16 protein-coding genes are annotated in these 20,391 nt (G+C 65.7%); 7 read left to right on the forward strand and 9 right to left on the reverse strand.

Annotated elements, in window-relative coordinates:
- Positions 1 to 35: 35 nt before the first annotated feature.
- Positions 36 to 728: a DUF2270 domain-containing protein gene (locus tag MesoLj_RS15205; RefSeq protein WP_140774201.1), complete on the reverse strand. Its 693-nt coding sequence runs from the start codon at positions 726 to 728 to the stop codon at positions 36 to 38.
- Positions 729 to 1,048: 320 nt separating this feature from the next.
- On the opposite strand from MesoLj_RS15205, the gene MesoLj_RS15210 reads away from it, so the two are divergent.
- Entirely contained in the window at positions 1,049 to 6,424 is a 5,376-nt protein-coding gene (locus tag MesoLj_RS15210) for an autotransporter domain-containing protein (RefSeq protein WP_202326537.1), read from the forward strand.
- A 442-nt stretch (positions 6,425 to 6,866) separates the two neighbouring features.
- On the forward strand, positions 6,867 to 9,494 hold the full coding sequence (locus MesoLj_RS15215; RefSeq protein ID WP_202326538.1) for a DUF2235 domain-containing protein: 2,628 nt from the start codon (positions 6,867 to 6,869) through the stop codon (positions 9,492 to 9,494).
- Between the two features lie 12 nt (positions 9,495 to 9,506).
- Here the strand turns inward: MesoLj_RS15215 and MesoLj_RS15220 are convergent, their stop codons facing one another.
- Positions 9,507 to 10,730 carry an MFS transporter gene (locus MesoLj_RS15220; protein ID WP_202326539.1) on the reverse strand — a complete coding sequence of 408 codons (1,224 nt, stop codon included), beginning with the start codon at positions 10,728 to 10,730 and terminating at the stop codon, positions 9,507 to 9,509.
- 98 nt (positions 10,731 to 10,828) lie between these two features.
- Between MesoLj_RS15220 and MesoLj_RS15225 the strand changes: the two genes are divergently transcribed.
- Positions 10,829 to 11,737 (forward strand): LysR family transcriptional regulator, encoded by a 909-nt coding sequence (locus MesoLj_RS15225; protein WP_202326540.1) that lies wholly within the window; start codon positions 10,829 to 10,831, stop codon positions 11,735 to 11,737.
- A 566-nt stretch (positions 11,738 to 12,303) separates the two neighbouring features.
- Here the strand turns inward: MesoLj_RS15225 and MesoLj_RS15230 are convergent.
- Complete coding sequence (locus MesoLj_RS15230) at positions 12,304 to 12,462, reverse strand: hypothetical protein (protein WP_202326541.1); 159 nt, start codon at positions 12,460 to 12,462, stop codon at positions 12,304 to 12,306.
- Positions 12,463 to 12,530: 68 nt separating this feature from the next.
- On the opposite strand from MesoLj_RS15230, the gene MesoLj_RS15235 reads away from it, so the two are divergent.
- The 3 genes from MesoLj_RS15235 (at position 12,531) to MesoLj_RS15245 (ending at position 14,449) form a co-directional block, all read left to right on the forward strand.
- Positions 12,531 to 13,250 carry a helix-turn-helix transcriptional regulator gene (locus MesoLj_RS15235; protein WP_202326542.1) on the forward strand — a complete coding sequence of 240 codons (720 nt, stop codon included), beginning with the start codon at positions 12,531 to 12,533 and terminating at the stop codon, positions 13,248 to 13,250.
- Positions 13,251 to 13,686: 436 nt separating this feature from the next.
- Complete coding sequence (locus tag MesoLj_RS15240) at positions 13,687 to 13,911, forward strand: hypothetical protein (RefSeq protein ID WP_140774195.1); 225 nt, start codon at positions 13,687 to 13,689, stop codon at positions 13,909 to 13,911.
- Positions 13,912 to 14,101: 190 nt separating this feature from the next.
- Positions 14,102 to 14,449: a hypothetical protein gene (locus tag MesoLj_RS15245; RefSeq protein ID WP_202326543.1), complete on the forward strand. Its 348-nt coding sequence runs from the start codon at positions 14,102 to 14,104 to the stop codon at positions 14,447 to 14,449.
- A 160-nt stretch (positions 14,450 to 14,609) separates the two neighbouring features.
- On the opposite strand, the gene MesoLj_RS15250 is transcribed toward MesoLj_RS15245, so the two are convergent.
- From MesoLj_RS15250 to MesoLj_RS15275, 6 genes are all read right to left on the reverse strand, one after another.
- The gene (locus tag MesoLj_RS15250) at positions 14,610 to 15,554 is read right to left on the reverse strand and encodes a threonine ammonia-lyase (RefSeq protein WP_202326544.1); all 945 of its coding nucleotides are present in this window, start codon (positions 15,552 to 15,554) and stop codon (positions 14,610 to 14,612) included.
- On the reverse strand, positions 15,551 to 16,567 hold the full coding sequence (locus MesoLj_RS15255) for a succinylglutamate desuccinylase/aspartoacylase family protein (protein ID WP_065005258.1): 1,017 nt from the start codon (positions 16,565 to 16,567) through the stop codon (positions 15,551 to 15,553). The genes MesoLj_RS15250 and MesoLj_RS15255 overlap by 4 nt, the downstream gene beginning before the upstream one ends.
- A gap of 78 nt (positions 16,568 to 16,645) precedes the next feature.
- Positions 16,646 to 17,434 carry a transporter substrate-binding domain-containing protein gene (locus tag MesoLj_RS15260; protein WP_202326545.1) on the reverse strand — a complete coding sequence of 263 codons (789 nt, stop codon included), beginning with the start codon at positions 17,432 to 17,434 and terminating at the stop codon, positions 16,646 to 16,648.
- A 35-nt stretch (positions 17,435 to 17,469) separates the two neighbouring features.
- Positions 17,470 to 18,201: an amino acid ABC transporter ATP-binding protein gene (locus tag MesoLj_RS15265; protein ID WP_202326546.1), complete on the reverse strand. Its 732-nt coding sequence runs from the start codon at positions 18,199 to 18,201 to the stop codon at positions 17,470 to 17,472.
- Positions 18,188 to 18,838: an amino acid ABC transporter permease gene (locus MesoLj_RS15270; protein WP_140774190.1), complete on the reverse strand. Its 651-nt coding sequence runs from the start codon at positions 18,836 to 18,838 to the stop codon at positions 18,188 to 18,190. Before MesoLj_RS15270 ends, MesoLj_RS15265 begins: the two co-directional genes overlap by 14 nt.
- Positions 18,835 to 19,506 carry an amino acid ABC transporter permease gene (locus MesoLj_RS15275; protein ID WP_202326547.1) on the reverse strand — a complete coding sequence of 224 codons (672 nt, stop codon included), beginning with the start codon at positions 19,504 to 19,506 and terminating at the stop codon, positions 18,835 to 18,837. The genes MesoLj_RS15270 and MesoLj_RS15275 overlap by 4 nt, the downstream gene beginning before the upstream one ends.
- Positions 19,507 to 19,628: 122 nt before the next feature.
- Between MesoLj_RS15275 and MesoLj_RS15280 the strand changes: the two genes are divergently transcribed.
- Positions 19,629 to 20,390: an IclR family transcriptional regulator gene (locus tag MesoLj_RS15280; RefSeq protein ID WP_172349324.1), complete on the forward strand. Its 762-nt coding sequence runs from the start codon at positions 19,629 to 19,631 to the stop codon at positions 20,388 to 20,390.
- Position 20,391: the final 1 nt, after the last annotated feature.

Here is a 20,391-nt window from a genome sequence, read left to right on the forward strand (position 1 = left end):
TTTGCGTTGCAGCCGCGTGGCCTCAGCCATCGAACTCAGACATGGACATCGCCGAAGGAGAGTTCGCCGTCGTCGCCCGCCGCGAAAAGGACGATGGCGAGCAGTCCCACATAGAACGCGGCCACGATCGCGACGATGGCGACGCCTGGAATGGGACCGAGGGCGGCGCTGTCGACCGCCTCGCGCAGCGAGCCGACAAAGCCGGTCCTGACGCCGACGGTTTGAAGGCTGGGTGTCGATATTTTCAGCACCCAGGCCAGCAGCAGGATGAGGAACAGGTAGATGTAATTGCGGCGCAAGCGGCGCGCCAGGGCGGCACGCTGCGACAGCAGGAACTTCGGCGCACGCAGACCCTCCCCGACAATGAGCAGCCAATCCGAGGCGAAGTCGGGCTGCGGAGAGAATATCTGCGCGAAATAGTGGCGTTCGAACTGGCGCACGCGTGCCCGGTAGAAGTCGAAGAACCGGTAACGGCGCGCCTCGATCCACAACAGCAGCAGGATCAGCAGCATGGCAAACAGCAGCACGCCATGATGGGCGCTCGCCGTCGACAGCGACACCGACAGCATGGCCGCCACGACGGTGATCGCCCAGTTCGTCGTCCTGTCCAGACGATCGCGCCACCCGGCCATGCGCGCGATCTCGGCACGGTGGAAATGCGACAGCGTGTTCACGCGCTCCGTCGATGAAAGGGCGGGGCCAGCAGGCTTTGCCGACGCGTCGTTCATGGCATCCTCCGGCAAGGACTAAAACAGTTTGCCGGCAATATCGTTCCCGGTTTCCGCGGGCGGCGCGCCGATCGCCGATTCCCGATCGGCGCGACAAGGGAGCGATTCTGTCCCGGCGACAGCGCCGTGACGGCAATCGCGAGCCGGCGGACGCCCCGATGTCCTGAATTGCCCGCATCTGTCCCTAACTGCCGGTATCGACGATCGGCGCACGCCTCTAGCGTTTCGGAGGGCCACCGGCCGGTGTGCCCGAGGGGATGTGCGCGGGCCGAAGGCCGGTCCGCAGGCGATGGGGCAGGGGCGGAATGGACAATCAACCGATGGCAGGCCGTCGACCGATGGCAGGCCGGCGTGCCTCGCTTGCGCTGGGGCTGGCGGCGCTCCTGTTGTCCAGTTCGTCCCTGGCGCTGGGCGCGTCGCTGACCTGGAACGGATCAAGCTCGGGCAACTGGTTCATATCAGGCAACTGGACGCCATCCTCGCTGCCGACCGCCAGCGACCAGCTCACCATCAACAGCGCCGGCGTCAACACGGCGACCATCAGCTCCGCCGGAGCGGCCGCCCAGACCGTCACTATCGGCAGCTCGGCCGGCTCGAATGGCGCGCTCGTCGTCACCGGTGCCGGCGCATTATCGGTGGGCGGCAACTACCTCATCGTCGGTGACTTCGGCACCGGCGCGCTGACCGTGTCGGGCGGCGGCAAGATCACCAGCGCCGGCGGTGTCGTTGCCAACAATCCGTCCTCCTCCGGCACGGTCACCATCACCGGCGCCGGTTCGCAATGGACGAACACTTTCCTGTCGATCTCGGCCGATGCCGGCGCTATTGGCCGCGTCCGGGTCGAGGCCGGCGGCAAGCTTTTGTCCACCGGCAATGTCATGATCGGCGAAAGTTCCGCGCTCGCCGACGGCCAGCTGATCGTCACCGGCAGCGGTTCCGATTTCACCATGAACAATGCCGGCGTCGCCCAGTTCATCGTCGATGTCACCGGCAAGGGCGATTTCCAGCTGCTGGACAACGCCACCGCCACCACCAAGCTTAGCTATGTCGGCGGCAATGCGGGCTCGGTCGGCACCGCCACCGTTTCCGGCGGCGCGACATGGGCCACGGGCAATCTGTTTGTCGGTTCGGTCGGCACCGGTACGCTGACAGTCTCGGGTGGCGGCAAGCTGACAACCACGCACAGCCTGGCCACCAACACCGTCGCCATCACCAACGGCAAGGCGACAGTCACCGGCGCCGGTTCGCAATGGACCATCACCGGCGTCTACAACAATGTGCCGCTGGCGATCGGCTCCACCAGCCAGACGGCGGAACTCAATGTGCTTGCCGGCGGCGCGGTGCTGATCGATTCCACCGCGTCCAACTCCATCAGCGGCGACACCAGGCTTGGCTATACGGCCAACAGCAAGGCCGCACTGACCATAGATGGCGCCGGTTCCAGCTTCACCACGCCCTACCGGCTCTATATCGGCAACGGCAACAACTCGACCGTTGCGGTGACGGTGTCGGGCGGTGGCAAGCTGAACACCGGCTATACCAATCTGGCCAGCGCCGCCGACGCCACGACGGCCACCGCCGACACCGTCACGGTGACGGGCGCCGGTTCGGTCTGGACCATCACCAACACGCTCGGGGCCGCATCGAATGAACTGCAAGGCCTGACCATTGGTGGCGCCGGCAAGGGCGTGCTGACCATCGCCGATGGCGGCATCGTCAAGGTCAACACCACGGACGCCACGGTCGGCATCGGCGCGCTGGCCGGGTCCTCGGGCACGCTCAACATTGGCGCGGCTGCCGCCAGCGCGGCCGTGGCGCCGGGCACGCTGGAAGCGGCAAGGGTCATCTTCTCCAGCAGCGCGTCAGCGCCACAGGCGATCAACTTCAACCACACGTCCGGCAATTACGAATTCGCGCCGCAGATCACCGGCAACGGGCCGGGCGCGGTCAACATCATCGCCGGCACCACCATCTTCACCAATGACAACACCTACACCGCGCCGACCACGATCAGCGCCGGTGCCACGCTGCAATTCGGCAATGGCGGCACGACGGGCAGCATCAGCGGCAATGTCACCGACGATGGCACGCTGATCCTCAACCGCTCGAACGATTTTGGCCTCGGCTATGCCGGAATCATCTCCGGCAACGGCAAGCTGATCATGAACGGCGCCGGCACAATGACGTTGACCGGCGTCAACACCTACAGCGGCGGCACCACGATCAATTCGGGCAATCTGCGCATCGGCAATTTCCTGGCCGATGGCGCGCTGACCGGCGACTATGTCAACCATGCCCAGCTGTCGGTGTTCTTCAACGGCACGCCATCCTATTCCGGTGTCATTTCGGGCGAGGGCAGCTTCGAGAAGAGCGGCAACGGCACGCTGACGCTGAACAGTGTGCAGACCTACACCGGCGGTACCAAGCTGACTTTCGGCAGCCTGATCCTGGGCGGCAACGACCGGCTGGCGACGTCAGGCGCGATCCTCGGCAATGGCGGCATCCTCGACCTCAACGGGTTCAACCAGACGGTCGGCGATCTCTCCGGCTTCGGCCGGCTCGAGATCCGCGCGGGCACCCTGACCGCGGGCGCTACGGCCAATACGACCTATCAGGGTCGGATAGAGGGCACCGGCACCTTCACCAAGCAAGGTTCGGGCACCCTGACGGTTACCAGCGGCACCAGCGGCTTTTCGGGAACAACCAACGTCAATGCCGGGACGATGCTCGTCAACGGCTCGATGGTGTCGAGCAACTTTCAGGTGAAATCCGGCGCAGCCCTGGGCGGCACCGGCACGGTCGGCGCCACCACGATCGCCAATGGCGGCACGCTTCTCGGTGTCGCCGGGCAGACGCTGACCATGGCCTCGCTCAGCCTCAACGACACTTCCAACCTCAACGTTTCGCTGGGCGCTGCCAGTACCACGCCGCTGTTCAATGTCACCGGCGCGCTGACGCTGGACGGCAAGCTGTCGGTGAGCGATGCCGGCGGCTTCGGCAACGGCACCTACCGCATCGCCAATTATGGCGGCGCCTTCACCAACAACGGCCTGGTGATCGGCAACGTGCCGCCGGGCTTCAACCCCGGCGACTGGTCGATCCAGAGCGGCGGCGGCGCGGTCAACCTTCTGGTGGCGACCGGCGCCGGCGAACAATACTGGGACGGCGCCAACATGACGCCCGGCGTTGTCGCCAACGGGCGTGGCGGCAGCGGCACCTGGGATTCCTCCAGCACCAACTGGACGAATGCCGCCGGCGACATCAACGCCGCCTGGGCAAGCCAGAAAGCGGTGTTCGCCGGCACGCCGGGCACGGTTACGGTGGTCGGTGCGCAGACCTTCACCGGCCTGCGGTTCGTCTCGCATCCGACAGACTGGACCTACACGCTCGCAGCCGGTGCGGGCGGCGCGCTGGTCACCAATTCGGCGGCCACCGAAATCATCGTCGCCGCCGATCCGGGGGCCAGCGTCAACAACGCCATCGTCAATGTCGGCATCTCCGGCACGGGCAGTATAGTCAAGCTCGGCGACGGCTCACTTACGCTGGGCGTGGCCAACGCCTACCAGGGTGGCTCGACCATCAAGGAGGGCGAACTCGTTGCGGCGGCCAATGGCGCGCTCGGCACCGGCGGGGTTTCGGTGGCCGGCGCGCCGGCGGCAACGCTGAAGCCTGTTCTGCGCTTCGCCGGCCCGGTCAGCGCCGGCAGCCTGTCGATCTCGACGCAGAACGGTTCGGTCGTGTTCGACAACCAGTCGAGCGCCGGCACGTCCACGATCACCAACCAGGGTGACGGCAAGACGGTGTTCCTGGCCGGCAGCAGCGCCGGTTCGGCCGTCATCACCAACCAGGGCGGCGGCAGCACGGCGTTCCGTGGCGACAATGCGTCCAATGCGGCCAGGATCGTCAACCAGGCCGGCGGCAAGGTCGATCTCTCGACCTTCGACGCGGCGGGCCTGTGCAACTGCGTTTCGCTGGGCTCGGTGTCCGGTGGCGGCGACATCCTTCTCGGTGCGCATACGCTCAAAGTTGGCGCGCTCAATCTCGACGAAACGATTTCGGGCGTGATTTCCGATGGCGGCGCGCTGGCCAAGGGCAGCTTCACCAAGGACGGCACCGGCAAGCTCATCCTGTCCGGCGCCAATACCTATCTCGGCACGACGACGGTCAATGCCGGTATCCTGCAGGTCGACGGCTCGCTGGGCTCGGCCGATCTTGTGGTGGCGAGCGGAGCCACGCTTGGCGGCAACGGCTTGATCGGAGGCGTGGCCGGCGGCACGGTGACCATCCAGGCCGGCGGCCATCATGCGCCCGGCGCCTCGATCGGCACGCAGACCATCAACGGGAATTACAAGCTGGCCGGCACGCTCGACATCGAGGTCGACACGGCCAGTGCCGACAAGGTCGTGGTGACGGGCACTGTCGACCTGACCGGCGGCACGCTTGCGCTGCATGAGCTGACCGGCACCGGCTGGCAGCCGAGCCAGTCCTACACGATCATCGACAACCAGGGCGCCGGCGCGGTGACCGGACAGTTCGCCGCGATCAGCCATGTCTACGCCTTCCTGACGCCCGACGTGATCTACACCGGCGGCGACGGCAACAACGTCGTGCTGACGCTGACCCGCAACGCGGTCGACTTCTCGTCCGTGGCCGAAACGCCTAACCAGAGCGCGGCGGCCGGCGGCATCGAGGCGCTCGGCGCCGGCAATCCGGTCTACAATGCCGTCGCCCCGCTTTCGGCCGACGGCGCACGCTTTGCCTTCGACCAGCTGTCGGGCGAGGTGCATGCGGCCGTGTCCGGCCTGCTGCTCGACGAAAGCCGGCTGCTGCGCGACGCCGCACTTGCGCGGACGGGGGCCGCAATCGCCAATCCCGGGGCGCGGGGCTTCTGGATGCAGGGCGCCGGCCTTGCGCGCACGCTCGACAGCGACGGCAATGCCGCCGATGTCGACGCCAGCACCGGTGCCTTCTTTGCCGGTGTCGATGCGACGGTGGCCGACGGCTGGACGCTCGGTTTCCTCGGCGGCATCAGCGTCACCTCGCTCGACGTCGACGATCGCGCCTCCTCGGCTGAAATCACCAGCGTGCATCTGGCCGCCTATGGCGGCGGCATGGTCGACAGCGTGCAGTTGAAGTTCGGCGCCGGCTACAGCCATCACGACATCGACACCACGCGCGACCCGGCCTTCTCCGGCTTCAGCGACCAGCTGAAGGCCAGCTACGGCGCCAGCACCGTGCAGGTGTTCGGCGAGGCATCGCACGCCTTCGATGTCGGCGCGATGAAGGTCGAGCCTTTCGCGGGGCTCGCCTATGTCCACCTCTCGACCAACGGCTTTGGCGAAGAGGGCGGCGCGGCGGCCCTTGCTTCCGAGGGCATAGATAACGACGCCACCTTCACCACGCTCGGCGCGCGGCTGTCGCGGACGTTCACGGTCGGCGGCTCGGCGCTCGAAGCGCGTGCCTCGCTCGGCTGGCGGCATGCCTTCGCCGACCTGCCGGCGGCGCGGTTGTCCTTCGCCGGCGGGGACGCCTTCACGGTGACCGGCGTGCCGATCGCGAGGGACGCGCTGGCGCTGCAGGCCGGCATCGACGTCGCCATCGGCCAGGCGAGCCGGCTCGGCTTCACCTATGACGGCCAGTTCGCCTCCGGGGCCATGGAGAATGCCTTCAAGGCAAGCTTCTCGACGCGGTTCTGAAGAAAGATATTGCCCTGTTATGGCAAGGGGCGCCGTTTGCTTGGGGAAACCCGGAAATTCGTGCCTAGAGGCCGTCCAGAAAGATCCTGTCAGGTTCTATTCCAGTCGATTTCCCGCTCAACGAAGTCAAAGCGGCGATTTTACTGCCTCAACTTGCACGCCGCCCGTGGTTGTTGGATAGTGACGCCAACGAACTGGGGGTTCGAGTGAAAACCAGGCGGATCGCCAGGAGGCTTCTGGCCCTGGCTGCCTCATTCCCAGATCCGGCGCGCAGGCGCTGCATGTCCATTGCCCTTCGCAGGACAGGATAAGGGGCGAGCTTTGCGCATCCGTATTGCGCCGGCTGGGTATCAGCGGCGCGGCCGATTGACAGCCTGAAGCCGGCAAAGCCGGCGATCGAACAGGAGTGGCAAAGCAGTGTAGGGTCTTGGAGGGGCAGGAGATGGGCAGGAACATCGTCGTCTTCGCCGACGGCACCGGCAACAGCGCCGCCAAGGCGTTCAAGACCAATGTCTGGCGCCTCTACCAGGCGCTGGACCTCACCGGGGGCGACCAGATCGCCGTGTTCAGCGACGGCGTCGGCACCTCGCAGTTCAAGCCGTTCGAGATCATCGGCCTGGCGCTTGGCTTCGGCGTCAAGCGCCGCGTGCTGGCGCTCTACAAGTTCCTCTGTCTCAACTATGAGCCGGGCGACAGGATCTTCGCCTTCGGCTTCAGCCGCGGCGCCTTCACCATTCGCGTGCTGGTCGGGATGATTGCCCGCGAAGGGCTGGTCAACTTCAAGTCGGAAGAGGAACTCGACCGCAACGCGCTCGCCACCTATCGGGCATACCGCCCCCAGGCCTTCGGTTCTTCGCTGCCCTGGGTCGTGTTCGCCCGCTACATGCGCGACAGGGCGGTCGACCTTTGGAATGAGATCACGGGGAGCCGCCCCTACAGTGAGGTCAAACCCGGGGATGACGATGACCGGTCCGCCGCCAGGATCCGCGTCGCCTTCATTGGTGTATGGGACACTGTCTCCGCCTATGGCCTGCCGGTCGACGAGTTGACCAAGGCGGTGGACAAATGGGTCTGGCCAATGACATTCGCCAACAGGGACCTTCTCGGTGCCGTCGATTGTGCCCGGCAGGCCTTCAGCATCGACGACGAACGGCGCACATTCTTTCCGATTCCCTGGAATGAACGCGCCGCCGCAATGGCCGATCCACGCCTGCTGCAGGTCTGGTTCGCCGGCTGCCATGCCAATGTCGGCGGCGGCTACCCGGACGACAGGCTTGCCCACATACCCCTGTGCTGGATGATCGGCGAAGCCGCGGAGCAGGGCCTGCAATTCAAGAAGGATCTGGTCGCCGACTATTGGGACTACGCGTCCGAGGCGGGGCGCATCTACGATTCGCGATCCGGCATCAGCGTCTTTTACCGCTACCACCCCCGCGACGCCCAGGATCTGATGGAGCGCGACGGCCGGCGCATCAATCATGGCGTAAAGCCGCTGGTCGATGCGAGCGTCATAATCCGGATGGCCAAGGGATGCGACGACTACGCGCCGATCGCGCTGCCCGAACATATCGACGTTCTGTCGCCGCTCGGCGCACGGATACCTTTTACCGGCCTGCCGGACAATCGCCTGGCGCCGATGAGCGAGGCCGCCCCGATCGACAAATTGCCGCTCCCGGCCGGACGCAAGCGCGATCTGGCCGACATGGAAAACAACTTCCGCGAAGCGCTGGGCAAGCTTCAGGAGAACGACATCGGCGAGGCATCGGCGTCTGGCGAAAAGACCGCCGGCGGCCGCGGTCATTCGCAGGGCCGCCTGGAACGCGCGCAGCTGATGCGCGACACCGTGTGGTGGCGCCGTGGGCTGTACTATGCGCTGTTGTCGATCGGGGTCCTGTTCCTGGCGTTTCCGCTGTTTGCCGGCTACGTCACGCTCGATGTCGGCGGTGAGCTCGGGAAGTCCGCCTCCGGCCTCATCGGGCCGATCTTTGGCCTGGTCAGCGGCTTGCTGCCTGGCTTTGCCGCGCCATGGATCGATGCGGTGGTCAATCATCCGCCGGCGGCCGCGATCCTGGCCGCGCTGCTTGGCATTCTCCTGTGGGTCAACGGCGTGTTGCGCACGCGTATCAACGACCGTGCGCGGGCCGCCTGGAATGTCAACGCCGGGCGCAGCGCGACAATGTTGCAATCAAGCAGGAATGACGCGCATCGCCGCACGTCGCTGTTGGGAGCGGTCAGCTTCGGCATCGGTGCCTTGGCCGTGTGGCTTGGCGGAAATTACTACACCGGCTGGGTCTTCGCCGCAGGGGCGCTCGGCTCGTTCGCAGCCTATCTCCTGCTGACCCGCAGGGGGCCACGCCGCGGGGTCGCGCCGACCCCTGTCTCGCTCCGCTTCGCCCGCGCCGTGCGGACGAACCCGCTCGCCCAATGGGTCTACGACAAGCTGAGGGAACTTGTGCTGCCGGCGGTATTTCTTATCCTGTCGATCGGTCTCATCCTGTTTGCCGTTAACAAGGCCACATTCGAGGTCGCCGATTCGATGGGCGCCTTCTGCGCCAAACCCGCGCTTGGCGACCCGCCGGAAGGCGAAAGGCTGACGGGGACACCCTATCTCCTCCACACCGCCGACATGTGCGGCGACACCGGCAACTGGCTACAGGAAGGGGTTCGCTACGAGGTGGAGATTTCCATCATTGCCGGGGACCCATGGATCGACGGAGACGGGAACAAGGACAAAGCCTGTGCCGATACACGTGGCGTCGCCAGCGGCAGCGTCGCGCATTACCTGGGAACGCTGATGAAACGCTGGTGGGCGGAGCCCTATTTCAAGCCCATCGCCCGCGTCAGCCGCTTCGGCAATGACGAATATGTCCTCAATGCCGTCGAGCCGGTGATCCCGGGCCAATGCGCGAACATGAAGCTGACCGCCGAGATCAAGCCCAAGGCATCGGGTGAGCTCTATGTCTATGTCAACGATGCCGTGTTCGGCCTGCCTTGGGTCTCCGACTTCTTCTACCGTCACAACCACGGATCGGCCGAGGTGAAGGTCCGCAAGGTGAACGTGTTTCCCTGAGCCGGCTGGCCGTCATTCCGGCCCGCCGATCCAGTCGACCAGCAGGGCGGCAAGGCCGAACATCGCGCCGATGGCACAGACACAGGGCCATCCGCCCCAGCTCCATGCCATGCCGGCCAGCAAGGAGCCGACGGCGCCGCCAAGGAAGAAGATGCCGACGAACAGGCCGTTCAGGCGGCCGCGTGCCTTGGGCTGCAAGAGGTTGATGGCGCGGCGGCCGAGCGTCTGGTCGCCGGTGACGCCGATATCGAGCAGCACGGCGCTGGCGCCCAGCAACGCCAAGGCTTGCCATGAAGCTCCGGACTGGGAGGAGCCGGCCCAGGCGGCGAGCGCCATCGCGCCGATCAGCACGAGATGGCAGACGATGGTGGCGGATCGGGTCCAGCCATGGTCGCCGGCGCGGCCGAACAGCGGCGTGACAACGGCACCGCCGGCGCCGACCAATGCGAAGAGCGCGATGCCGCGCTGGCCAAGGCCGAAGGGCGGCTCTGCCAGGCGCAAGGCAACCGCCGTCCAGAACAGGCTGAACGCCGCCATCACCAGCGCCGCCGTCAACGCGCGGCGCCGCAGCATCGGTTCGTCGCGCAGCAGGTCGAACAGTGAGGCGATCAGCGCGCCGTAGGAGGACTTCGCCTCCGGGCGCCGGCGCGGCAAGGTGAAGGCGAGCACGCAGGCGAGCAGGACCAGCGCGGCGGCGCTGAGGCCGTAGAAGGCTCGCCAGCCCCAGGCGCCGGCGACGAGACTGGCCAGCGGCCGCGCCAAGAGGATGCCGATCATCAACCCGCTCATCACATCGCCGATGACCCGGCCGGCAGCGCCGGGCGGCGCCATCGAGGCGGCGATCGGCACCAGGATCTGGATCGCCGAGCAGGCGGCGCCGAGGACGAACAGGACGATCAGCAGCGAGGCGATGGTGGGCGCGAAGGCTGCGACGCCAGCCGCAAGGGCGGCCGCCACGAGCATGCGCAGGATCAGGGCGCGGTTCTCGGCGAGATCGGCCAGCGGCACCAGGAAGAACAGGCCGGCGGCATAGCCGAGCAAGGTGGCCATGGCGACGAGACCGACGCTCGCGGCACTGGCGCCGAGCGACGGGCCGATCAGCCCGACCAGCGTCTGCGGCGCGAACAGATTGGTGACGATGATGCCGGTAGAGGCGGCAAAAAGCAGCGTCTGCGGACCGGTGATGGTGCTGGCGGGCAGCCGCTCGCACAATTGGCCGTCATTGGTGTCGAGCATAAGGCCCTCAATAAGGTTGCATATTGTGCAGGGACTTTATGCCGAAGGATTATCATGCTACAATTCAATCAATTCGATAATGATTATGCGAGATACGCATGAATATCCATGATCTCGAAGCCTTCATCGCCGTCGTGGAAACCGGCTCGATCGTCGGCGCCTCGGCCAGGCTCAACCTCACCCAGCCGGGCGTCACGCGCCGCATCCAGAACCTCGAGGACGGGCTGGCGACGGCGCTGCTCGACCGCCAGTCGAAGCCGCTGAAGCCGACCGCCTCGGGGCGCCAGGCCTATGAGCATGGAAGGCGCGTGCTGCGTTCGCTTGAAGATCTCAAGGCCGGCGTGTCACCGCAGGGCGAATTGAACGGCGAGTTCCGGCTGGGGATCATGCCCTACCTGTCGGATGCGGCGCTTGCGCTGCCGCTCGACCGGCTGCGCGCGGCGTTTCCGGACCTCACCTTGCGCATCACGTCCGGCTGGTCGCCACGGCTGGTGGAGCAGGCGGTGCGCAGCGAACTCGACGCGGTCGCGGTCTGTCTTCCCGACGGCGTCAAGCCGCCGGACGAGCTGGTCTGTGACGATCTCGGCCTGCAGTCGGTGCTGCTGGTCGCCGCACCTGGTCTCGGCGTGCCGAAGCCCGTCGATCTCGCCACGCTCTCGCGCTTTCCCTGGGTGATGAACGAGAATGGCTGCGGCTTCCGCGCCTTCATCCGCCACACGCTGGAGGCGGCACGGCTGCCTTTCCAGGTCGGGGTCGAGGCGATGAGCGCGGATTTGCGCATGTCGCTGGTCGCGCGCGGCCATGGCATCGGCCTCGTCACCCCGGCGGCCTTCGCCGACAGCCCGTGGCGCGACAAGGTCGAGATCATCGACTGCAACGATTTCAAACCGCGGGTGCGGGCGTGGATGCTGCATCGCCCGCCGGCCGGCCGGCTCGGCCGCCCGATCGCGCTGTTCCGCGACGCATTGCTGGAGGGGTTGGAGGCGCCGGTGAAGTTGCTGTCGTAGTGTTGGCCGATCAACCGAGACGTTAGCGGGACAGAGGGGGCGCGAAGGATGAGGCGCCTCTTCTTCCTGCTCATTACGTTGACAAGCGGTTCGCGGTCCCGACACCATCAGCGGATGCAATTGACTTGGCCAGAAATTGTCGAATCCCTTCGCGGCAGGCGTTCGACCGATGCAAAGACCCTTTTTGCTTCCGCGTTCGGCGGCGTTGAGGAACTCGCATCATTCATCGCAGCGGGGCCTCTAAATTCCGTCTTGTTCGGATGGACCTCGATGTTTGACCTCTGCATCCAGCAGGTCGATGTCGAGCCATACTCCGGACCATATTTGAGGGTGAGCCCGCTGCATTCCGGGCGGATCGAATTTCGGTATGTCGACACGGCAATCGCGCAAAGACAATGGCACAGAGAGACGACGCCCGATGCCGTCGTGCCGAGGCTCATTCACTTTATGGATCAGCTCCGATGGGGTACGGAGCCGGTGCGGCGGTAGCAAAGGTCCTCTTGGATTTCACGGAAAATCTTCCCGAATCCAGTCAGTCGGTTGCTCAGTGTCGTTCACGCCTTGATTCAAGCGTGCAGATCCGCCGCTACAACGGCATCCGGGCCGGCGCCGCAGACGATGGCGCAGACGCGTTCGCCCTGCTTCAGCAGCGCCTGGCCCTCGGCCAGTGCTGCTACGGCGGCGGCGGCGCTAAGGTCGCTCGAGGCTCGGCGGCGAGGGCTCAATTCGATGAAAACGCCTTGTGCGCTCGCATGGGATCGCGGAGATTTGCCGCGTGGCTTGGGGGCAGCATATGCGGACGGCGGCAGGGCAGGACTTTCTCGAATTTTGCGCAGTGGAAGGCGACGTCGGCAAAGTCATCGAGCGCTTCATCGAGGCGATCGGCGTTTTCGGCTTCACCGCCTCGGCGGGAGGCGCCTGGGCGGGTGCCGGAGGTTCGCGATCCTATCGCTTCTATTTCAACAATTGGCCAAAGGACTGGTTCGATTCCTACATGGCGAACCGGTTCATGGAGGTCGACCCCATGATCCTCGAGGCGCGCCGCCGCATGACACCATTCCTGTGGACCGAAATGGTGGATGCACGAAGTTTTACCGTCGAGGGTGCCGCGGTCACCGCCGGGGCGAAAGCCTATGGTTGGGCCGAGGTCATGGGCATACCGATCCACGGGCCTTCCAGCTACCAGGGACTGGTCTCGGTCGCCTCCCTGAAGCCGGTGACGATGAATGCGGCGGAGAGAGCCATCATACGCTCAATGGCGCTCGCGGTGCATGACAAGGCCTATGAAGCCGTGGGGTTTGGTCTCACCAATCGCTCACCGATCCTGCTGACGCCCAGGGAGGCGGATTGCATGCGCTGGGTCGCGGCGGGCAAGACGGACGCGGAAATCGCCATCATCCTGGGCATCGCGCCCGCCACGGTTCACTACCATATCGAGAACGTGAAGAAGAAGGCCGGCACGCGCAGCCGCAGCGAAGCCGTGGCGCTGCTGGTGTTGGCCGGATCCGTTTAACGATGCGATTCAAGCCGTTGGTTTAGTTCATTTCTATCCCAGTGCGCGACCTGCCGTGGGTGGCGGTGGCTGCGTTTGCGCGTGCCATGCTTTCCACCTCCGCTTTTCAGCTAGGATGCGCCCGCGTCCGAACTGCCTTAGTCATTCCCGCATCAGGACATTAACCGCAGGGATCCCTGCGTTGGCGGGAAGTGGGGCGGTCGTCGATGGACGGAAGCAGGACTGTTTTTGTCTGTCGCACCGCGGCGGCGGGCGGCTGGAGCATGGGCGCCAATCCCCATCGCCGCGGCAGCAGCGAGCACGCCAGTATCGCAAACCGCCAGCATGACCATCCGTAACGATGCCGGCATGCGGGCCATGAAAGCGCGCCGCTCCAGGAACCATCCATAACCAACCCTGCACTGGGGGATCCAGTGTTCTTGTCGGGAGCCTTGTAATGAAAATCTTCTATGCCGTGATGATAGCCGCGGTCGCTCTTGTGAGTTCAAACGAAGCGTTCGCCCGCTACACCACCACGCAGGGCCCTTGCGCGGCGGATGCCAATCGCTTCTGCGGTGGCGGCGTGATCACGACGGGCGCCGCGCCCAAGTGCCTGACCGACCACAAGGACGCGCTGTCGGCGTCCTGCAAGGCGCGCCTGTTCAAGCACAAGAAAAAGTAACAGGCGAGGCTGACGGCGGGTAGCGGAATGTGCGCCTCAGGTGAGGGCCGGGCGACTGCTTCATGGACGGTTCGCTTGGCCTCGATACCACCGATAGGCGCATATGGCACCGACCCCGGGCGGGGGTCGGTGCTCTCTTGCCGGCGCAGCGCCTTGACAGATGCAACGCTATTGTGAGCCGGAGGTTACCTTGACTTCGCTTTTGACAAGGTCGTGCAGTTCCGTCGCCGCTCTTGCCGGCATGGCCGCGATCGCGATGTCCGTCCCTTGCGCCCTTGCCCAATCCGCGCCGGCACCGGTCGGCATATGGGACAGCGATGCAGGCGAGACGATGGTTGTCGGGCAAACGTGCAAGATAGAGGCCAATGGCATGGTTGGCGCGATCGGATCATGCAGTTGGAACCCATCGTCGGATGGCGGCATCCTGACCATAATGAACGTCAACGCCTACCAGCCGGCGCCGGTCTATTTCAGCATCGTGTGGATCGACGAGTCGGCCTTCTCGATCTCAGGAGATGTCTTTCACCGCAGGCAATGAGTCGCTACCCGATGCCATTGCACCGAGGCTCCTTCACTTCATCGATCAGTTCGGATGGGCTGCCGCGGTAGCAAGAGGTCTTTCGAAGGCAGGATCCGAATCCAATCAATCGGTTGGCCGCTATCGTTGAGACCATGATTCAAGCGCAACTCCGCCGCCATCATCCCAGAATGGCATCCGGGCCGGCGCCGCAGACGATGGCGCAAACGCGCTCGCCCTGCTTGAGCCGCACCCGGCTCTCGGCCAGTGCCGCGATGGCGGCGGCGCCGCTGAGGTCTGCGGCGAGGCCCATCTCGAACCACAGGCTTCTGGCGGCGCGCAGCATCTCTTCGTCGTCGACCAGCACGATCTCGTCGACCTTGTCGCGGACAATGTCGAAGATGCGGTCGTCGGTCTTGGCGCAGGCCATGGTCGCCACCGAGGTCGTCACCTTGTCCAGCGCCACGTTGCTTCCGGCTTCGAGCGCGCGCAGCAGCACCGGCGAGCCCGTCGCCTCGATGCCGACGACGCGCACATGCGGCGCCAGCGCCTTGATCGCGGTCGCGACGCCGCTGACCAGCCCACCGCCGCCCATGGCGACCAACACTGTCGTCACATCCGGCATCTGGTCGAGGATTTCGAGGCCGACCGTGCCTTGCCCGGCGACCACGGCCGGGTCGGCGAAGGGGTGGAAATAGACAGCGCCGGTTTCGCGGACGAAGGCTTGCGCGGCCTCGTTGGATTCGTGCCAGGCCGAGCCGACGATGTGGGTGGCCGCGCCCCAGGCGCGCAGCTTCTCGATCTTGGCCGGCGAGGCGTTGGTCGGCAGGAAGATTGTTGTCGGCACGCCGGCCATGAAGCCCGCGCGGGCGGTGGCTATGCCATGGTTGCCACCCGACGCGGTGACGATGCCGTGCTCCAGCGCGGCGGGGTCGAGCGAGAGCAGCCTGTTGGTGGCGCCGCGCGCCTTGAACGATCCGGTGACCTGCAGCAGTTCCAGCTTCAGCGTCAGGTCAACGCCGCCGGCCAGCGGCGTCTTGAGGTTGCCGGCGGCGATCATCGGCGTGCGCCTGACATTGCCTTCAATGCGCGCGGCAGCGGTGCGGATGTCTTCCAGCGCGATCACGCCAGCTCTCCTTCATAGCGCGTGGCGACGGTGACGCAGCAATTGCCGACAACGACACGGCCGGGCTGGCGGCGGCCATAGACGATGCCGTCCGAGAGGTAGCGCACGGTCTCGGGCGCGCGGCCGGGGTCGGCCAGATTGTGGATGCGGCCGGCGTCCTCGCCGGCATGCACCTCGGCGCCCAGCGCGTGGAACGGTTCGAACACGCCATTGGTGGTGGCCAGCACATAGCCGTCATGGCCGGGAATGCGCAGGATGTTTTCTGGCCTCGCGGCAGGCGGCCCGCCTGTCGGCGGCAGCACGCCGAGGTGGCTCAGCACATTGCGCACGCCCTTGCGGCAGATGCCGAGCGCGTCGAGCGAGACCGTGCCGGCGCCGGCCATCTCCGTGCCGACCGTGGTCAGCCCGGCCCGCACCGACGTGGCCGTGGAGGTGCGGGGCTCGCCGAGATTGTCGATGACGACGGTGAGCGGAGCGTCGAAGGCGAGCACCGCCTCCATGTTGCGTTTGCGGTGGGCGGCGTCGGGCGCCGGCTCGATGATGGCGCTGGGCAGGATGTTGAGCGAGGAGCCGCCGGAGTGAAGATCGACATAGGCATGCCCAAGCGGCATGACGACGTCGCTGACATAGGCCGAGATCTGCTGGGTGATGGTGCCGGTCGGGTCGCCCGGGAATGTGCGGTTGAGGTTCAGCCCGTCGACAGGCGAGGTGCGGCGGCCGGCCAGCACGGCCGGCAGGTTGATCGCCGGCAGGAAGATGATGCGGCCGCTGACCATGCCCGGGTCGAGATCGCGGATGAGTTCGCCGAGCGTGATCGGCCCCTCATACTCGTCGCCATGGTTGCCGGCCTGCAGGATGACGGTCGGCCCGTTGCCGTTCCGGATCACCGCGAGCGGAATGCGGGTCGCGCCCCAGGCGTCGTCATGCGGCGAATGCGGGATGTCGACGAAGCCGATCTGCTTGCCGGAACGGTCGAAATCGATGGTGGTGCGGGCGGTGGACATGCGGGCCATGTTTCTCTTTGAAACTCTGTGGAGATGAGGTGGCGAGGAGAGGCGGCGAGGGCGGAAAGGCCCCCGCCGCCAAAAAGGTCAGATCGGCGGCAGGGTCGGCAGCGTGGTGCCGATCCACTTCTGCGACAGCGCCGAAAGCGAGCCGTCGAGCATGCCGAGATGGATGTAGGTGTCGAGCCAGCGCAGCAGTTCCGGGCTGCCCTGCTGGATGCCGATGTAGCAGGGCGAGAATTGCAGGATGAATTTGGGCTTCAGCTGCACCTTGGCGTCCTTGTCCATCAAATCCTTGGCCACGACATCGGCGGTGGCCAGCAGTTGCGCCTGGCCGGAGGTGAAAGCGGCCGCGGCGGTGGCGTCGTCGTCGAAGCGCACGATCTTGGCGTTGGGCGCGGCCTTGGTCAGTTCGAGGTCCTGCGTCGTGCCGCGCGCCACGGCGATGGTCTCGTCCTTGAGTTCGGCCGGGCTCTTCACCGTGATGCTGTCGGGGCCGAAGACGCCGATCGAAAGCGCCGCATAGGGCGAGGTGAAGGCGATCTGCAGCGCGCGTTCCGGCGTCGCGCCCATGGCGGCGATGACGATGTCGAGGCGGTCGGTGACCAGATAGGGCACGCGGTTGGCGCCGGTGATCTGCTGCAGTTCGAGCTTAACGCCCAGCCCCTCGGCGATCTTCTTGGCCATGTCGACATCGAGGCCGACCGGCTCGTTCTTGGCGTCGACCGAACCGAAGGGCGGCACGTCGATCGGCACGCCGATGCGCACCGTGCCGGCGGACAGGATTTTCTGCAGGTCGGCCGCTCGCGCCGGCATTGCCGAGACGGCGCCGGCCAGGAGCACGGCTGTGACGATCCTGGTGAGATGCTTGAACATGGAACTTCCCCTTTTTCTGGTTGGACTTTCTTTTCTTAGTGAAGGACGGCGCTCAGGAAGCTCCTGAGTTCGGCCGTACGAGGCTCGAGCAAGGTCTCACGCGCTGGCCCATCCTCGTGGATGCGGCCCTCGTGCATGAAGATCACGCGGTCGGCGACGTTCTTGGCAAAGTTCATCTCATGGGTGACGAGCATCATGGTCATGCCTTCGCTGGCGACGCTTTCGAGGACGCGCAGCACTTCGCCGACCAGTTCGGGGTCGAGCGCGGAGGTGATCTCGTCGAACAGCATCAGGGTCGGCTGCATGGCCAGCGAGCGCGCGATGGCGACGCGCTGCTGCTGGCCGCCGGACAACTCGTCGGGATAGGCAAGCAGCTTGTCGGCGAGGCCGACCTTGGCGACCACGGCGCGGGCGACTTCGCGGGCGGCCGGCGTGTCGAGCTTGCGCACCAGCTTCAGCGCCAGCGTGACATTGCCCTCGACATTGAGATGCGGGAACAGATTGTAGCTCTGGAACACCATGCCGGCGCGCTGGCGCAGAAGGTTGAGGTCGGCCCTGGGCGCGGTGACGTCGATGCCGTCGACGACGATGCGGCCGGCCTGCACCTTCTCCAGCCCGTTGATGCAGCGAAGCATGGTCGACTTGCCCGAGCCCGAGCGGCCGATGACGGCGACGATCTCGCCTTTTTCCACGTTGAGCGAGATGCCCTTCAGCACCTCGACCGCGCCGAAGCGCTTGCGGATATCGGCGATTTCAACGAGCGACATGAAGTCTCCTTTCCAGCATGCGGGCGAGCTGGGAGAGGGAAAAGCAGATAACGAAATAGATGGCGGCGGCGGTGAGGTAGACCGGCAGCGGGGCGAAGGTCGCGCCGCTGATGATCTGGCTGGCGCGGGTCAGTTCGACGAAGCCGATCAGCGCGGTGAGCGAGGTGTTCTTCACCAGCTGGACGAGGAAGCCGACGGTCGGCGCGACGGAGATGCGGATCGCCTGCGGCAGCACGACATGGCCGAGGCGCTGCACGTAGGTGAGGCCGAGCGCGGCACCCGCCTCCCATTGCCGCTGCGACACCGATTGCAGGCTGCCGCGCCAGATCTCGCCGAAGAAGGCCGAAGCGTAGATCGACAGGGAAAGTGCCGCCGCCGTCCAGGCGTCGACCGAGAGGCCGATCAGCGGCAGGCCGAAGAAGAAGACGAAGAGCTGGCCGAGCAGCGGCGTGCCCTGGATCAGGTTGATCCAGGCGATCGCCAGCCAGTTAAGCGGCCTGAACGGGATGACCCGCAGGACGGCGACGACGATGCCGAGCAGCCCGCCGCCCACCGTGGCGGTGAGCGCCAGCAGCAGCGTCCAGCGTGCGGCCTCGATCAGGTAGACGATATCGGTGCCGCCAAATTCGCGGATCATCGGCGCGGCCTCCTGACGAAGACCATCCAGTAGATGCCGGCGAAGAAGGCCCGGAAGCCCAGCGTCAGCACGAGATAGGAAACGGTGATCAGCGTGTAGGTCTCGAAGGAGCGGTAGGTGCGCGAGTCGATGAAAGCGGCCTGGTGGAACAGCTCGGTGGCGCCGATGGAGGAAACGACGCTGGTGGTCAGCATGATCAGCACGAACTGGCTGGCCAGCGCCGGGTATATGGTCTTGACCGCCTGGAACAGCACGACATGGCGGAAGGTCTGGCCGGCGGTGAGGCCGAGCGAGCGGCCGGCCTCGACCTGGCTCTGGCGCACCGACTGGAAGCCGGCGCGCAGGATTTCCGCGCCATAGGCGCCCATGTTGATCGACAACGCGATCAGCGCGGCGGTGTTGGCGCCAAGCTTGATGCCGATCGAAGGCAGGCCGAAGAAGACGATGAACAGCTGCACCAGCAGCGGCGTGTTGCGCAGCGCCTCGACATAGACGCGGGCGCAGGCGCGCAGCGGCATCAGCGGGCTGATCGAGGCCATGGCGACGATCAAGCCGATGGCAAGGCCGCAGAGCATGGTGACGACCGAGAACTGCAAGGTCAGCAGCACGCCTTGCACGATCTCGGGGATATAGCGCAGCAGGACATCAAATTTGAAATTATAGCTCATGGATGCAGAGCGTCCCCCTATGCAACTCCAGGCAGATCGCTATTTTCCGCTCGGATTTGCTGGACACCACGCTATCGTCGCTTCATATGTGACGTCAAGCGTCATCTATGAAGCGGATGCAAATGACTGACGACAAGCTCAATTACAGCGCGCCGGCTCTCGAAAAGGGGCTGGATATCCTCGAATTGCTGGCCAATGCCGGCCAGCCCATGGGCACGCGCCAGATCGCCGAGGAACTGGGGCGATCGAAGAACGAGATCTTCCGCATGGTCCATGTGCTGCTTGCGCGCGGCTACATCCAGCGCGACGAGGGCGGCGAGGGGCTGATGCTGTCGAACAAGCTGTTCGGGCTCGGCATGCAGACGGCGCGCGCCCGCGACCTGGTCAGCACGGCGGCCCCGATCGTCGAGCGCTTCGCCGAGGAGGTGCACCAGGCGGCGCACCTGGTTGTCGCGCATCGCGGGGAAACCGTCATCATCGCGGCCGCGTCGGGCGGCGCGGACATGAACTTCTCGCTCAAGCTCGGCTATCGCCGGCCGCTGGCGGATGCCCATTCTGGGCTGGTGCTGATGGCGTTCCAGCCCAAGCCGGTGCGTGACCGGATGATCGCCGAATGCCTGATGCTGATGCGCGAGCCGCCGGACCCGACGACGCTCGCCGCCGAACTCGACGCGGTGCGCGAGCGCGGCGCCATCATCCATGAGAGCCGCGACATCATCGGCGTGACCGACGTCGTCTGTCCGATCATCGCCGGCGACGGGCGCGCCGTGGCCTGCGTGACGGTGGCGGCGGTCAGCCGGCGCAGTGCCGCCCCCAATTTCGAGGCCATGCTGGCGCGGCTGAAGCTCGCCTGCGCCGAGATCGCGCATGAGCTTGGAGGGTAGC

The organism is Mesorhizobium sp. 113-3-9 (assembly GCF_016756515.1).
In the GTDB taxonomy this organism is placed as follows: Bacteria; Pseudomonadota; Alphaproteobacteria; order Rhizobiales; family Rhizobiaceae; genus Mesorhizobium.

Coding starts and splice junctions, on each gene's coding strand:
- MesoLj_RS15205 (WP_140774201.1), bottom strand. CDS start 728: ATGAACGACGCGTCGGCAAAGCCTGCTGGCCCCGCCCTTTCATCGACG.
- MesoLj_RS15210 (WP_202326537.1), top strand. CDS start 1,049: ATGGCAGGCCGTCGACCGATGGCAGGCCGGCGTGCCTCGCTTGCGCTG.
- MesoLj_RS15215 (WP_202326538.1), top strand. CDS start 6,867: ATGGGCAGGAACATCGTCGTCTTCGCCGACGGCACCGGCAACAGCGCC.
- MesoLj_RS15220 (WP_202326539.1), bottom strand. CDS start 10,730: ATGCTCGACACCAATGACGGCCAATTGTGCGAGCGGCTGCCCGCCAGC.
- MesoLj_RS15225 (WP_202326540.1), top strand. CDS start 10,829: ATGAATATCCATGATCTCGAAGCCTTCATCGCCGTCGTGGAAACCGGC.
- MesoLj_RS15235 (WP_202326542.1), top strand. CDS start 12,531: ATGCGGACGGCGGCAGGGCAGGACTTTCTCGAATTTTGCGCAGTGGAA.
- MesoLj_RS15240 (WP_140774195.1), top strand. CDS start 13,687: ATGAAAATCTTCTATGCCGTGATGATAGCCGCGGTCGCTCTTGTGAGT.
- MesoLj_RS15255 (WP_065005258.1), bottom strand. CDS start 16,567: ATGGCCCGCATGTCCACCGCCCGCACCACCATCGATTTCGACCGTTCC.
- MesoLj_RS15260 (WP_202326545.1), bottom strand. CDS start 17,434: ATGTTCAAGCATCTCACCAGGATCGTCACAGCCGTGCTCCTGGCCGGC.
- MesoLj_RS15265 (WP_202326546.1), bottom strand. CDS start 18,201: ATGTCGCTCGTTGAAATCGCCGATATCCGCAAGCGCTTCGGCGCGGTC.
- MesoLj_RS15270 (WP_140774190.1), bottom strand. CDS start 18,838: ATGATCCGCGAATTTGGCGGCACCGATATCGTCTACCTGATCGAGGCC.
- MesoLj_RS15275 (WP_202326547.1), bottom strand. CDS start 19,506: ATGAGCTATAATTTCAAATTTGATGTCCTGCTGCGCTATATCCCCGAG.
- MesoLj_RS15280 (WP_172349324.1), top strand. CDS start 19,629: ATGACTGACGACAAGCTCAATTACAGCGCGCCGGCTCTCGAAAAGGGG.